Source organism: Roseovarius sp. (assembly GCF_027019125.1).
In the GTDB taxonomy this organism is placed as follows: Bacteria; Pseudomonadota; Alphaproteobacteria; order Rhodobacterales; family Rhodobacteraceae; genus Roseovarius.
Map to the genome: position 1 here is coordinate 354,606 of NZ_JALUXE010000002.1, position 14,049 is coordinate 368,654.

Below are 14,049 nucleotides of genomic sequence, written 5' to 3' on the forward strand. Positions count from 1 at the left end.
AGAAGCGTTCTGACGCCATTGTGAAGACGCCCCAACATGTTAGAGTTGCAGGGGCAAGGGTTGCGCCGGAAAAACAGGCGATTGACGAGCAAAGGAGACAGGCCATGGCCTCTCGGGTGATCCCGGTCGATCCCTTCGATCTGGTGATATTTGGCGGCACCGGCGATCTGGCGCGGCGCAAGATACTGCCGGCCCTCTTTCGGCGCTTTGTCGCCGGTCAGATCGAAGGCGATGTGCGCCTGATCGGGGCCGCGCGCAGCGATATGGACGCCGATGGCTATCGCGCCATGGCGCGCGCCGCCATCACCGAATTCGGCGGCGAGGAATCGGCCCGCAAGAAAGACCTCAACGCCTTTCTCGGCCTGCTCGATTTCGTCACGCTCGACGCGCGCGGCACCGAAGGCTGGGAGCCTCTGGCCGCTCTCATGCGCCCCGACCGCATCCGCGCCTTCTACTTCTCGGTGGCACCCGCGCTCTTTGGTGATCTGGCCAAACGCCTGCACAAACACGGCATGGCCGACGATCTCAGCCGCATCGTGGTGGAAAAGCCGTTTGGCCGCGATCTGGGCACCGCGCGCGACCTCAACAGCACCCTGGCGCGGCACTTTACCGAGGGCCAGATTTACCGGATCGACCATTATCTCGGCAAGGAGACGGTTCAGAACCTGATGGCGATCCGCTTTGGCAACGTCCTCTTCGAACCGCTCTGGAACAGCCAATATGTCGATCACATCCAGATCACCGTGGCGGAATCCGTGGGCGTGGGCGGGCGCGGCGATTACTATGACAAATCCGGTGCCATGCGCGACATGGTGCAAAACCACATGATGCAGCTCTTGTGCCTCATCGCGATGGAACCTCCCGCCAAATTCGAACCCGATGCCGTGCGCGACGAGAAACTCAAGGTCATCCGCGCGCTCGATCCGGTGGCGCGGGGCAATGTCGTGCGCGGGCAGTATGAGGGCGACGGCACCCAACCCGGCTATCGCAATCAGGTGGGCAACCGCGACAGCACGACCGAGAGCTTCGTGGCCCTGAAGGCGCATATTTCCAACTGGCGCTGGGCGGGCACGCCGTTTTACCTGCGCACCGGCAAACGCCTGCGCGACCGTGCGAGCGAAATCGCCGTGGTGTTCAAGGATGCGCCCCATTCGATCTTTGGCGCCGATGCCGGGCGGCACCGCAATATCCTCACCATTCGCCTGCAACCCAACGAGGGGATCGAACTGGGCGTCACGATCAAGGAACCGGGGCCGGGCGGCATGCGCCTCATTGACGTGCCCCTCGACATGACCTTCGCCGAGGCACTGGGGCCGGAAGAGGCGGATTTTCCCGATGCCTACGAGCGGCTCATCATGGATGTGATCCGCGGCAACCAGACCCTGTTCATGCGCGGCGACGAGGTCGAAGCGGCCTGGGCCTGGACGGATCCCATCATCGCCGATTGGGAGGACGAGGGCGCAGCCCCCCTGCCTTATGCCACGGGTTCTGCGGGGCCGGATGACGCGCTGATGCTCATGCACCGTGATGGACGCCGCTGGCGGGAGATACGACCATGACCTTTGTGGATTACGCAGACGACGAAATGCTCGCGATGGGGCTTGTCGATGTTCTCTCGTCAGACCTGCGCAACGCCCTGCGCAGCCGCGACCGCGTGCTCTTCGTCGTGCCGGGCGGCACCACGCCTGGGCCGATCTTCGACGGGCTCTGCGGCCTCGATCTCGACTGGCACCGGGTTGACATCCTGCTTTCGGATGAACGCTGGCGCCCCGAGGTGCATCTGCGCTCCAACACCCGCCTCCTGCGCGAGCGCCTCTTGCGCGACCGCGCGGCGGCGGCGCGCTACCTGCCACTCTACGCCAAATCCCCGGAACCCGAGGCCGTGCTGGCCGAGTTGGAAACCAACATCGCCCCCGCCCTGCCGATTGATGTCTGCCTTCTGGGCATGGGGGCAGACATGCACACCGCCTCGCTCTTTCCCGGCGCGGATCGCCTGACAGACGCCTTGGCCGAGGATGCGCCGATCCTCGTGCCGATGCGTGCCCCGGGGCTGGAAGAGCCGCGCGTCACGCTCTCGGCGCGGCTGCTGGATGGTGCGCTGTGCAAGCATATCGTCATCACCGGCGCGCAAAAACGGGCGGCGTTGGAACGCGCCCAGCATATGCGCCCCCTTGAGGCCCCGATTGCCGCCGTGCTAGCGGGAGCCACAGTGCATTGGTGCCCCTAAGAGGATTTGAGAATGTGGTCAGCGGTTGAAGAGAGCGCCCGAGCGGCGCGCGACATCGACATCACAGGGTTGTTCAGCGATCCCACACGCGCCACGGCCTTTTCGACCCGCTTCGACGGCATGCTCTTTGACTATTCCAAGACCGCCCTGACCGCGCCCGCGCGTGCGGCACTCCTGGAACTTGCCGAGACCGCAGGCGTCGCCCCCCGCCGCGCCGCGATGTTCGCAGGCGAAGCCATCAACGAGACCGAGGATCGCCCGGTGCTGCACACGGCCCTGCGCAACCTCTCGGGCGGCCCGGTCCGGGTCGCAGGCCAGGACATCATGCCCGAGATCACCGAAACCCGCAGCCGCATGGCCCGCTTTGCCGACAGCATCCGGCGCGGTCCCATCACCGATGTGGTCAACATCGGCATCGGCGGCTCGCATCTTGGCCCGGAAATGGCGGTACGCGCGCTACGCCCCTATCACGACGGTCCGCGCTGCCATTTCGTCTCGAACGTGGACGGCGCCGACATCTCTGACACGCTGGCGGGGCTGAACCCGGCCACCACCCTTGTGATCGTCGCGTCCAAGACCTTCACCACCATCGAGACCATGACGAATGCCGCCACGGCACAGGCCTGGATGACCCACGCCGGGGTCAATCCGGGGCCGCAATTCGCCGCCGTGTCCTCTGCCGCGGGCAAAGCTGCGGATTGGGGCATCGACGCGTCCCGCGTCTTTGGCTTTGGCGATTACATCGGCGGGCGCTATTCCGTCTGGGGGCCCATCGGCCTGCCGCTGATGATCGCCATCGGGCCCGAGCGGTTCGAGGAGTTCCTGCGCGGGGCCGAAGCGATGGACCAGCATTTCCAGACCGCTGAGCCACTCGACAACATGCCGCTCCTGCTTGGCCTCATCGGCATCTGGCACCATCAGGGCATGGGCCACGGCACCCGCGCCGTGCTGCCCTATGACCAGCGTCTCGCGCGCCTGCCCGCCTATCTGCAACAGCTCGAAATGGAATCGAACGGCAAACGTGTCAGCATGTCCGGCGCCGCGCTCGGCCGCCCCTCCGGTCCCGTCGTCTGGGGCGAGCCGGGAACCAACGGCCAACACGCCTTTTACCAGTTGATCCATCAGGGCACCGCCGTGATCCCCTGCGAATTCCTCGTGGCCGCAACCGGGCACGAACCGGAACTTGCACATCATCACCGCCTGCTGGTGGCCAATTGCCTGGCGCAATCCAAGGCGCTCTTGCGCGGCCGTTCGCTGGACGAAGCGCGCGCGCTGATGCGCGACGCAGGCTACACCGGCCCCGAGCTTGAGCGGCAGGCGGCCCACCGGGTCTTTCCCGGCAACCGCCCCTCGACAACGCTGATCTATGACCGGCTCACCCCGCGCCGACTGGGCCAGATCATCGCCCTCTATGAACATCGCGTGTTCGTCGAAGGCGTGATCCTCGGGATCAACTCCTTCGATCAATGGGGGGTGGAACTGGGCAAGGTGCTGGCGGTTGATGTCGATGCCATGCTGACCGGCGACGCCACCCTCACCCGCGACGGATCAACCGCCGCCCTCGTGGCCTTTGCCCGCGCAGCCGGGGTCTGACGCAAGAACAACACCCGAGGCGCATTCCGCACGAACTTGACCTCGCTCAAAGCCCGTCACAAAAAGTTCAAATATCATTTCCGGAGTGATCAATAGACCAGCCCGGAGTGCCGTATGAGCGAATCCCCTCTCTCCCCCCTTCCCACATCCGGAACTCCGGTGATGACCGATACCCCGCCTGACCTGCCGGTCGACGGTGCAGCCCCCGCGCCCCCGGTTGGGTCATCCGCGTCCGCACCCGCCCAGACCGATCCCAACTCGCTGCGTCACGCCTTTGAGAATGGCGATTACCCTTACGAAACCCGCATGGGCCGCCGCAGCTACGAGACGCAGAAGGCGCATCTTCAGGCCGAATTGCTCAAGGTGCAGCTTTGGGCGCAAGAGACCGGACAGAAATTCGTGCTGATCTTCGAGGGACGCGATGCGGCCGGCAAGGGCGGCACGATCAAACGCTTCACCGAACATCTGAACCCTCGCACCGCGCGGGTCGTGGCGCTCAACAAACCCACCGACCAGGAACGCGGCCAGTGGTATTTTCAACGCTATGTCCAACACCTGCCCACCTCGGGGGAAATGGTGCTCTATGACCGCTCGTGGTATAATCGCGCGGGCGTCGAGCGGGTGATGGGCTTCTGCGAGCCGCATGAATATCTCGAATTCATGCGCGAGACGCCGGAACTGGAGCGGATGCTCGTGCGCTCGGGTATCAGGCTCTACAAATACTGGTTCTCCGTCACCCAAGGCGAACAGCGCGCCCGCTTTGCCAGCCGCGAAACCGATCCTCTCAAGCAATGGAAACTCAGCCCCATCGACAAGGCCAGCCTTGATAAATGGGACGATTACACCGAGGCGAAAGAGGCCATGTTCTTTTATACCGACACGGCCGACGCGCCCTGGACCGTGGTCAAATCCGATGACAAGAAACGCGCGCGCCTCAACTGCATGCGGCATTTTCTCAACTCGCTCGACTACCCCGGCAAGGATCGCCATATCGCCCATGCACCCGATCCGCTGATCGTCTCGACCGCGCAGCATGTGCTGCACAAGACCGACCATATTCTGGGCAAATCCCTGCATCCCGAGGACCGCAAGACCCGCTAGGGCCCGTATACGCGCCCCTTGACGCGGTGCCCCGGTCTGGGCCAAGAACCCGCAGGCGCGGCCAGCAGGTCGGCCTGCGGCGTCAGACAGGGGGCAATCCGTGATACTCAAGGCACTCGACTCGCTCGGCGGGCTTCTTTTCGGACGCGAAAAATATCGGCGCGGTCACTACAAGCTGGCCAAGCGTCTGGCCTCGCGGCAGCGCTACGAGGTGTACAAGCCGCACCTGATCTGGCTCACCGACCCCGAGTTTCTCGCCGCCCGTGACATGGTCGAGGCGCGCGGCATCGAAGGCAGCCCCTATGACCGCTGCTTCACGCTGATGACCTCCGCCCGCATGGTGCGCAACATTCCAGGCAATTTCGCCGAATGTGGTGTGCGTTACGGCAAATCCTCGGTTTTCCTGCTGACCGGCGCGGGCGCGCAGAGCACCAAGCGCCTGCATATCTTCGATTCCTTTCAGGGTCTGTCGGAACCCAGCGACGCCGATGTGCAATCGGGTGGCAAATCCGAATGGTCCAAGGGCGATCTGGCTGTTCCCCAGGACATCGTGCGCCAGAATCTCAGTGCCTTCGGCGACCGGGTCGACTTGCACAAGGGCTGGATTCCCGACCGCTTCCCCGATGTCGCGGATCAGGAATTCTCGCTCGTCCATGTCGATGTGGACCTTTACGAACCGACGCTGGCCTCGGTCGAATTCTTCTATCCTCGGGTCAAACCGGGCGGTGTCATGATCTGCGACGATTACGGCTCTGGCGATTGCCCCGGCGCGAAAAAGGCGATCGACGAATTTTTCGCCGACAAGCCCGAGAATGTCCTCTCGCTGACCAGCGGGCAATCCATCGTGATCAAGGCCTGAGCGAGCTTTCGCGCGGGCGCGCGCGCCCACGTCAAACGCGCCTTGCGGCGCGCGGTCCCTGCGCCTAAGTCTGACGGCATGAAGCCGCTCATTCCCATGGCCCTTGCCACCGCCCTCTGCCTGCCCGCCGCCCCCATGGGCGCGCATCCGCATGTCTTTGTCGATGTCGCCCTGCGCTTCACCGCCGACGCCCAAGGGCACCTGACCGAGGTCGAGGTGACATGGAGCTATGACGATTTCTTTTCCCTTCTGATCCTCACCGACATGGGCCTTGATCCCGATGGCGACGGCACGCTGACCGAGGCGGAACTGGACAAGCTCAAGGGCTTTGATCTGGTCGAATGGCCCGAGGGGTTCGAGGGCGATCTCTACATGTATCAGGGCGAGACCAAGATTGCTCTGGATCACCCCATTCCGACCGGCATTGCCCTTACGAATGGCCGCATCATCGCCACCCACACCCGCAGCTTTGGGCCTGTCAAGGCCGAGGGACTGCGCATCGAGGCCTACGATCCCACCTATTACGTGGCCCATAGCCTTGCCGGTCCGATCACCCTGCCCAAGGGCTGCGTCTACACGATCACCGAACCCGACCTTGACGAAAGTCAGGAGCAGTTCCGCCAGATGCTCAGCGAGTTGACCGCCGAGGACCAATATACCGGCGTCGAAATCGGCAATCTTTTCTCCGAGAGCCTTTCGGTCACATGCGCCGCCCCATCCTGAGCCTCGCGGCCCTTGCCCTTGCCGCTCTTGTGATCTGGCTTTGGGGTTTTGGCGGGGCCGCGCAGGTATCCGCCTGGGCGCGCGCCGGACAGGCTGAAACACAACAGGCCATGGCCCGCCTCCTGCGCGCCCTGCGTGCGGGCGAACCCGGGGCCTTGGCCGGGCTGATGGGCCTCTGCTTTGCCTATGGCTTCTTTCACGCGGCGGGGCCGGGGCATGGCAAACTCCTGATCGGTGGCTACGGCATGGCCGCACGCGTGAGCGCGCTGCGCCTGTCCCTTTTGGCGCTGGCCTCCAGCTTTGCGCAGGCGGCGGCGGCGGTGCTGCTGGTCTATGCCGGCATCTTCGTGTTTGACCTCACCCGCCAGCACATGACCGATCTGGCCGAGGACATCATGGCCCCCGCGAGTTTCGCCGCCATCGCGCTCGTGGGGCTCTGGCTGGCAATACGCGGCCTGCGCCGCTGGCGGCAGAACCGCCCCGTCCCGCCCCCTCATCATCACCATCACCACCACGACCACGACGCCCCCTGCGCCTCTTGCGGTCACAAACACGGGCCAACCCTGGCCGAGGCCGAGGCTGTCACCACCTGGCGTGATGCCGCTGCCCTGATCGGGGCCGTGGCCATCCGGCCTTGCACCGGCGCGCTCTTTCTTTTGATCCTCACATGGCGCATGGGGCTGGATCTGGCAGGCATCCTTGGGGCCTTCGCCATGGGCCTTGGCACGGCCAGCGTCACCCTTGCCGTGGCACTTGCCTCCGTCACCCTGCGCGAGGGCGCGCTGGCGCGCCTCGCCACAGGCGACACCGCCCGCGCCCTGCCCCTTTTCGAAATCGCGGCGGGCGTGATCATTGCGGCACTCTCGCGACACATCTCATGCTGAGCGCGCTCTGACGAGGGTTGCGCCCCACGCGCCCCCCGTCTAACCCCGATCCCATGCAACCCCGCCTCACATATCGCCAACATGCCCGCGCGGTGCTGGGGCTTGGACTGCCGCTCATCGGCAGCCACGTGGCGCAATTCGCCATCACCTTCACCGATGCGCTCATGCTCGGCTGGTATTCGGTCGAGGCGCTGGCCGCCGAAGTGCTGGGCGGCACCATGTTCTTTGTCCTCTTCATCATGGGCTCAGGCTTTGCCTGGGCGGTGATGCCGATGGTGGCCTCCGCGCAGGCCTCGGGCGCAACCACCCAAGTGCGCCGCGTCACCCGCATGGGTCTCTGGGCCTCGATCCTCTTCGGCTTGGCCACCCTGCCCCTGATGCTGGGCTCCGGCGCGGTTTTTGACCGCATGGGCCAAGAGCCCGCCACCGCCGCCCTTGCCGCCGATTACCTCGAAATCGCGGGGCTTGGCATCCTGCCCGCGCTCATGGTGATGGTGCTCAAATCCTATCTTGCCGCGCTCGAGCGCACCGCCGTGGTGCTCTGGGTGACGCTGGGTGCCGTGGCGCTCAACGCGGGCCTCAATTATCTGCTCATCTTCGGACAGGCGGGCTTTCCCGAATTGGGCGTGCGCGGCGCGGCCATTGCCTCGCTCGCGGTCAATCTCGCCTCTTTTCTTGCCCTCGCGATCTATGTCCACCGCTCTGCCCCGGAACACGGGCTTTTCCAACGCTTCTGGCGTCCCGACCCCGAGGCATTGGGCCGCGTCTTTCGCTTGGGCTGGCCCATTGGCCTGACCAATCTGGCCGAAGTGGGCCTTTTCGCCGCGGCCTCGATCATGATGGGCTGGCTCGGCACACTGTCCCTGGCCGCCCATGGCATCGGCATGCAGATCACCTCGGTCATCTTCATGATCCACCTCGGGCTCTCGAACGTCGCCACCGTGCGCGCGGGACAGGCGCATGGGCGCGGCGATGGCGCGTCCTTGCGCGACGGCGCCCGCGTGGTGCTTGGCCTCTCGGCCACCGTGGCGCTGGCGACCATGGCCCTGCTTCTGCTCCTGCCCGACCCGCTGGTCGGGCTGTTCCTGGCCCCCGACGATCCCGACCGGGACGAGGTCATCGCCATTGGCCGCCAACTCCTCGCCGCCGCGGCCCTTTTTCAACTGGTCGACGCCGCGCAGGTGCAGGCGCTCGGCCTCTTGCGCGGCGTGCAGGATACCCGCGTGCCCATGGTCATCGCCGCCCTCAGCTATTGGGCGGTCGGCGTGCCCGTGAGCTACCTTTTGGGCTTCACCCTTGGCTTGGGCGGCCCCGGCATCTGGCTTGGCCTGGCGTCCGGGCTGGCACTGGCGGGGGTGTTCATGCTGGTGCGGTTCTGGGGCTGGTCGGTGCGCGCCATCCCTGCACAAGCCCCCCACATGCGGCAACAGGGGTGATTGCGCGGACCCGCGTCCGTTGGTAAAGGAAACTAACCAATTTCGGAGGACGCCATGCCCGTCATCACCAATATCGCCGATCTCAAACAGATTTACCGCCGCCGCGTCCCCAAGATGTTCTACGACTATGCCGAATCCGGCAGTTGGACCGAACAGACCTTCCGCGAGAACACCACCGATTTCGACAAGATCTACCTGCGCCAGCGTGTCGCCATCGACATGACCGGGCGCAGCACCGCGACCCGGATGATCGGACAGGATGTGGCGATGCCCGTGGGCCTCGCCCCCGTCGGCCTGACCGGCATGCAGCACGCGGATGGCGAGATCAAGGCCGCCCGCGCCGCCGAGAAATTCGGCGTGCCCTTCACCCTCTCCACCATGTCGATCTGCTCGATCGAGGATGTGGCCGAGAACACCACCAAACCCTTCTGGATGCAGGTCTATACGCTCAAGGACGACGACTTCATGCAGCGCCTCTTTGACCGAGCGCGCGATGCCAAATGTTCGGCGGCGATGATCACGGTCGACCTGCAAATGCTGGGGCAGCGCCACAAGGACCTCAAGAATGGCCTCTCCGCCCCGCCCAAACTGACGCCGAAAAGCATCGCCAACATGATGACCAAGGTGCAGTGGGGCCTGGGCATGCTGGGAACCAAGCGCCGGTTCTTCGGCAATATCGTGGGCCATGCCAAGGGTGTCACCGATCCCTCCTCGCTCAGCACATGGACGGCAGAGGCCTTTGATCAGGCGCTCGATTGGGACCGCATCCGCCAATTCCGCAAGATGTGGGACGGCCCGCTCATCATCAAGGGAATCATGGACCCGCGCGATGCGCGCGAGGCGCTGAATGTCGGGGCCGATGCCATCATCGTGTCGAACCACGGCGGCCGGCAGCTTGACGGCGCGCTCTCGGCCATCCGCGCCCTTCCCGCCATCGTGGATGCCGTGGGTGACAAGATCGAGGTGCATCTTGATAGCGGCATCCGCTCGGGTCAGGACGTGCTCAAGGCTTTGGCGATGGGGGCCAAGGGCACCTATATCGGGCGGGCCTTCGTCTACGGTCTGGGGGCCATGGGCGAGGCGGGCGTCACCCGCGCGCTGGAGGTGATCCACAAGGAGCTCGACAGCACCATGGGCCTCTGCGGGCGTCGCGATGTGAAAACGCTGGACCGCGACATCCTGATGGTGCCCGAGGATTTCGCCGGTCGCTGGATGGAGTGAGGCGCCTCAGCGCCCCAAAAGCCGCCGCAAAAGCCCGCCCCGCGCCTGCACCTTCGGTGCGGGCGCAACGCCTTTCACCGCCTGCCACGCCGCAAGCACGGCGCGCGCCTCTTCCTCCAATGGCACCTCCGACGCGGCATCCTGTGCCACCTCGACATCAAAAACCCCCTGATGCCCCGCCCGCCGTTCCAAATCGTGATTGCTGCCCTTCCAGCGGTCCACCACCTCCTGCCGCAGGACATGGGGCATCAAAAATCGCCGCTTCGGCACTTCGACCAGCCCCGGCGCTTCCGAAAAGAAACGATCGAGGGCAACGTCCACCTCAGCGGCAGAGGCCCCGGCCTCCATCATCTCGCATTTCAGCAGCCGCGCAGGCTCGATCAGCCCCGTGGGCGGGCTGACATTGGCGGTCGGCACCGTATCGCCCTCCGCATAGCAGAGACTCTTGGCACCGATCTGCTCCAACACGAAATTGACCGGATCCCGCCGCGCGCCGCCAGGCCGGATCACCTTGGTAAACACCTGGTCCCGCCCGACATATTTCCCCCAATAGAGCGTGAAGAGCGCATAGTTCAGCACATCCTGCTGCGTGCGCTTCTCCAACAACTCCAAGATGCTGCCGTTCCATGTGCGGGAACCTTTGACATGCTGCTTGAAATCGGACTCGAGCCAATGATCCTGCCTGCGAAACAGCGCAATGACCGAAACCTTGAATCCCCGCCCCTGCAAGGCTTCGACAAACCTGATCGCCGCCGCCGACTTGAAGAGCGCCGCGAAGGCTTCCGAACTCAGCACCACATCGCCCGCACCGCGCGAGAAAAAATCAAGCGCCTCCTCGATGGCCTCCTCCCTGTCCCGCAAGATCGAAATCGCCAGACGCGCGGCATTGCCCTGCCCCTCCGCTGCTGGCCCTTCCGGCATGTCATAGGCGATCCCCAGCCCGCGCAGCGCCTCTTGCTGTTCCAGCAACGCCGCCTGTATCGTCGTGGTTGCGCATTTGGGCATGCCGACATGCAGGAAAACGCGGCGTGGCATCTTGATCAGGCTCCTCTTGCGTCACGGGACCGACGGATAGGTCACGCCTCCCGCCCCGGCAACAAGATTCCGCTTTTCAATTCCCCAAAACCCGGCTATTGGCGCAACTTCACGCGGGGACTACAGCCTTGGAGGAGCCCCGCCCTAACCTATGGAGAAATTAAATGGCTGGAGAAATTCCTGATCTTCAAGCCCAGGAACGCGCGGGGACGGGCAAGGGCGCCGCTCGCGCAGCCCGTCGTGCGGGTATGGTTCCGGGTGTGGTGTTCGGTGGCGACAAAGAACCGCTGGCGATCAACATTCCGTTCAACGCACTGCTCAAGCGCCTCAAGAAGGGCCGCTTCAAGTCGACGCTCTTCAACCTTCAGGTCGAAGGCCATGACGATGTGCGTGTGATCTGCCGCGACGTTCAGCGCGACGTGGTCAAGGATCTGCCGACCCATATCGACCTGATGCGCCTGCGCCGCACCACCCGGATCAACCTGTTCATTCACGTTGACTTCATCAATGCGGACCAGTGCAAGGCCCTGCGCAAGGGCGGCGTGCTGACCGTCGTGCGCCCCGAGGTCGAACTCAACGTGCTCGCCGGTGACATCCCCGATCACGTGACCGTGGACCTCTCGAAGGTCGAGAAAATCGGCGACGTGGTCACGATTTCGATGGTTGATCTGCCCGAAGGCTCCGAGCCGGTGATCAAGGACCGCGACTTCGTGATCTGCAACATCTCCGCCCCCTCCGCACTGCGCTCGCAGGGCGACGACGAGGAAGAAGAGGGCGAAGAGGACTGATCCCGCCGGATCAGACCCGACCCGATGCAGCGCGGCCCCCAATCGGGGCCGCGTTTTCTTTTGGCACCGCGCAGCCTGTTGATTCCCGGCCCCCAAACCCCTAGACCGTCACCCATTCAGGATCGGGGGCACCACCCATGCAGCTCTTTGTAGGTCTCGGAAATCCGGGCGCGAAATACGAGCGGAACCGCCACAACATCGGCTTCATGGCGCTCGACCGCATCGCCGAGGATCACGGCTTTGGCCCTTGGCGGTCCAAGTTTCAGGGCATGATCTCTGAGGGCACATTGGGCGGCACGCGCGTCCTCCTGCTCAAGCCCATGACCTTCATGAACCTCAGCGGTCAATCCGTGGGCGAGGCGCTGCGCTTCTACAAACTCACCCCCGCCGATGTCACCGTCTTTCACGACGAATTGGACCTCGCCCCCGGCAAGCTGCGCTGCAAGACAGGTGGCGGGCACGCCGGCCACAACGGGTTGCGCTCGATCCATCAGCATCTCGGCGAGGCTTACGCCCGCGTGCGGCTCGGCATCGGCCATCCGGGGCACAAGGATCGCGTGGCGGGCTATGTCCTGCAGGATTTCGCGAAATCCGAAAACGACTGGCTCGAAGACCTGCTGCGCGGTATCGCCAAGGGCGCGCCATGGCTGGCACAGGGCAAACCCGACCGCTTTCAGAATGCCGTGGCACAGGCCATGACACCGCCCAAGCCCCCGCGCCCCGCCCCTGTCGAAACCGAACGCAGCCCTGCTCCCGCGCCGGACCCAACCCCTGATCCCCGCACGCCCCTGCAACGGCTCGCGGACAAGTTTCGCTAAAACAATTCCAGAAAAAGGTGACAGAGTTTTTCGGTTCGACATTGGGCCAACTCAAAGGCTTAAGGCGTTCGCCATTTCAGGGAAATGCCGAAACGCTTTAGACAACGCCCCTACGTCAGACTTGATCCGACACGAGGGCCCTGCTCAACTATCCGGGGACTATGGGAGGGTGAAAATGCGCAAGGCAGTTAAATGGTTGGCCCGCATCGTGGTGGTTCTGGTCCTTGCGGCAGCGGCGGTGGGTCTCTGGAAACGCGATCAGATCACCCGGCTCTGGGCGGTCAACAGCCTCTTTGACGAGGACCGCATCGTCCAGAACTTCTCGCATATGGACCGCGCCTTCCTGCATGTGCCCGTGCCGCGCGGCACCGGCCCTGTCTCGCCCCTGCCCCAGGGTCCGGCCATGACCCTGCCCACCGTGGCAAACGATTGGATCAAAACCCGCACCGTGACCTCGCTCATGGTGCTGCACCGGGGCGCTGTGGTGCATGAGAGCTATCATTTGGGCACCGCGCCCGAAGATCGCCGCATCAGCTGGTCAATGGCCAAGAGCTTTCTTTCGGCCCTCTTCGGCGTGATCGTGGCCGAAGGGCAAATCGAATCGCTCGACGATCCGGTCACGCGCTACGCCCCCAGCCTCACGGGCAGCGCCTATGACGGGGCCACGATCCGCAACGTGCTCCTGATGATGAGCGGCGTGGCGTTCAATGAGGATTATCTCGACTACGATTCAGACATCAACCGCATGGGCCGCGTGCTGGCCCTCGGCGGTACGATGGATGGCTTTGCCGCCGGCCTCAGCGCCCGTGATGCGGATCCCGGCGCGCGCTGGAAATATGTCTCGATCGACACGCATATTCTGGCCATGGTCCTGCGCGGCGCGACCGGACGCAGCCTGCCAGATCTCCTGTCGGAAAAGATCATTCAGCCCTTGGGCTTTGAATCCGAACCCTATTACCTGACCGATGGCGAGGGCGTGGCCTTTGCCCTTGGCGGTCTCAACGTGACCACCCGCGATTATGCGCGCTTTGGCCTGATGGCCGCCAATCTCGGGCGCTACAACGGGCAACAGGTGGTGCCCGAGGACTGGATGCGCGCCGCCACCACGCCCACGGCCCCCACCGCCCCCGGCGATCTGCAATACGGCTTTCAATGGTGGATGCCCGCCGATGCCCGGCCCGGCGAATTCTTCGGCCACGGCATTTACGGCCAATACATCTACATCGACCGCGCCCGCGATGTGGTGATCGTCGCCACCTCCGCCGACCGCGCCTTTCGCGAACCCGGCGTCAAACACGACAATATCGCGGTCCTGCGCCAGATCGCCGGGGCGCTTTGATCCCGAAACCCCGCCCCGGGCTTGA

At 64.4% G+C, this 14,049-nt stretch carries 13 protein-coding genes; 12 read left to right on the plus strand and 1 reads right to left on the minus strand.

Going from position 1 to position 14,049, the window contains the following annotated elements:
* Nucleotides 1-104 precede the first annotated feature (104 nt).
* From zwf to MVC20_RS01960, 9 genes are all read left to right on the plus strand, one after another.
* The gene (zwf, locus tag MVC20_RS01920; protein ID WP_297537900.1) at nucleotides 105-1,559 is read left to right on the plus strand and encodes a glucose-6-phosphate dehydrogenase; all 1,455 of its coding nucleotides are present in this window, start codon (nucleotides 105-107) and stop codon (nucleotides 1,557-1,559) included.
* Nucleotides 1,556-2,227, plus strand: a complete 672-nt coding sequence (pgl, locus tag MVC20_RS01925) for a 6-phosphogluconolactonase (RefSeq protein ID WP_297537902.1) — start codon at nucleotides 1,556-1,558, stop codon at nucleotides 2,225-2,227. The genes zwf and pgl overlap by 4 nt, the downstream gene beginning before the upstream one ends.
* Nucleotides 2,228-2,239: 12 nt before the next feature.
* On the plus strand, nucleotides 2,240-3,820 hold the full coding sequence (gene pgi, locus MVC20_RS01930) for a glucose-6-phosphate isomerase (RefSeq protein WP_297537904.1): 1,581 nt from the start codon (nucleotides 2,240-2,242) through the stop codon (nucleotides 3,818-3,820).
* Between the two features lie 162 nt (nucleotides 3,821-3,982).
* Nucleotides 3,983-4,921, plus strand: coding sequence for a polyphosphate kinase 2 (ppk2, locus tag MVC20_RS01935; RefSeq protein WP_297537906.1), 939 nt, complete (start codon nucleotides 3,983-3,985; stop codon nucleotides 4,919-4,921).
* A 100-nt stretch (nucleotides 4,922-5,021) separates the two neighbouring features.
* Complete coding sequence (locus MVC20_RS01940; RefSeq protein ID WP_297537908.1) at nucleotides 5,022-5,780, plus strand: TylF/MycF/NovP-related O-methyltransferase; 759 nt, start codon at nucleotides 5,022-5,024, stop codon at nucleotides 5,778-5,780.
* 78 nt (nucleotides 5,781-5,858) lie between these two features.
* Nucleotides 5,859-6,503: a DUF1007 family protein gene (locus tag MVC20_RS01945; protein ID WP_297537910.1), complete on the plus strand. Its 645-nt coding sequence runs from the start codon at nucleotides 5,859-5,861 to the stop codon at nucleotides 6,501-6,503.
* Nucleotides 6,485-7,387, plus strand: a complete 903-nt coding sequence (locus tag MVC20_RS01950; RefSeq protein ID WP_297537912.1) for a hypothetical protein — start codon at nucleotides 6,485-6,487, stop codon at nucleotides 7,385-7,387. The genes MVC20_RS01945 and MVC20_RS01950 overlap by 19 nt, the downstream gene beginning before the upstream one ends.
* 53 nt (nucleotides 7,388-7,440) lie before the next feature.
* A complete protein-coding gene (locus tag MVC20_RS01955; protein WP_297537914.1) occupies nucleotides 7,441-8,823 on the plus strand; it encodes an MATE family efflux transporter in 1,383 nt (460 codons plus the stop codon).
* A 54-nt stretch (nucleotides 8,824-8,877) separates the two neighbouring features.
* A complete protein-coding gene (locus tag MVC20_RS01960; RefSeq protein ID WP_297537915.1) occupies nucleotides 8,878-10,044 on the plus strand; it encodes an alpha-hydroxy acid oxidase in 1,167 nt (388 codons plus the stop codon).
* 6 nt (nucleotides 10,045-10,050) lie between these two features.
* Here MVC20_RS01960 and MVC20_RS01965 read toward each other — a convergent pair whose 3' ends face one another.
* Entirely contained in the window at nucleotides 10,051-11,079 is a 1,029-nt protein-coding gene (locus tag MVC20_RS01965; protein WP_297537916.1) for a hypothetical protein, read from the minus strand.
* A gap of 164 nt (nucleotides 11,080-11,243) precedes the next feature.
* Between MVC20_RS01965 and MVC20_RS01970 the strand changes: the two genes are divergently transcribed.
* From MVC20_RS01970 to MVC20_RS01980, 3 genes are all read left to right on the plus strand, one after another.
* Nucleotides 11,244-11,867, plus strand: coding sequence for a 50S ribosomal protein L25/general stress protein Ctc (locus MVC20_RS01970; RefSeq protein WP_297537917.1), 624 nt, complete (start codon nucleotides 11,244-11,246; stop codon nucleotides 11,865-11,867).
* 137 nt (nucleotides 11,868-12,004) lie between these two features.
* Nucleotides 12,005-12,685, plus strand: coding sequence for an aminoacyl-tRNA hydrolase (gene pth / locus MVC20_RS01975; RefSeq protein WP_297537918.1), 681 nt, complete (start codon nucleotides 12,005-12,007; stop codon nucleotides 12,683-12,685).
* 175 nt (nucleotides 12,686-12,860) lie between these two features.
* Nucleotides 12,861-14,024 carry a serine hydrolase gene (locus MVC20_RS01980; RefSeq protein ID WP_297537920.1) on the plus strand — a complete coding sequence of 388 codons (1,164 nt, stop codon included), beginning with the start codon at nucleotides 12,861-12,863 and terminating at the stop codon, nucleotides 14,022-14,024.
* The last annotated feature ends 25 nt before the right edge of the window (nucleotides 14,025-14,049 follow it).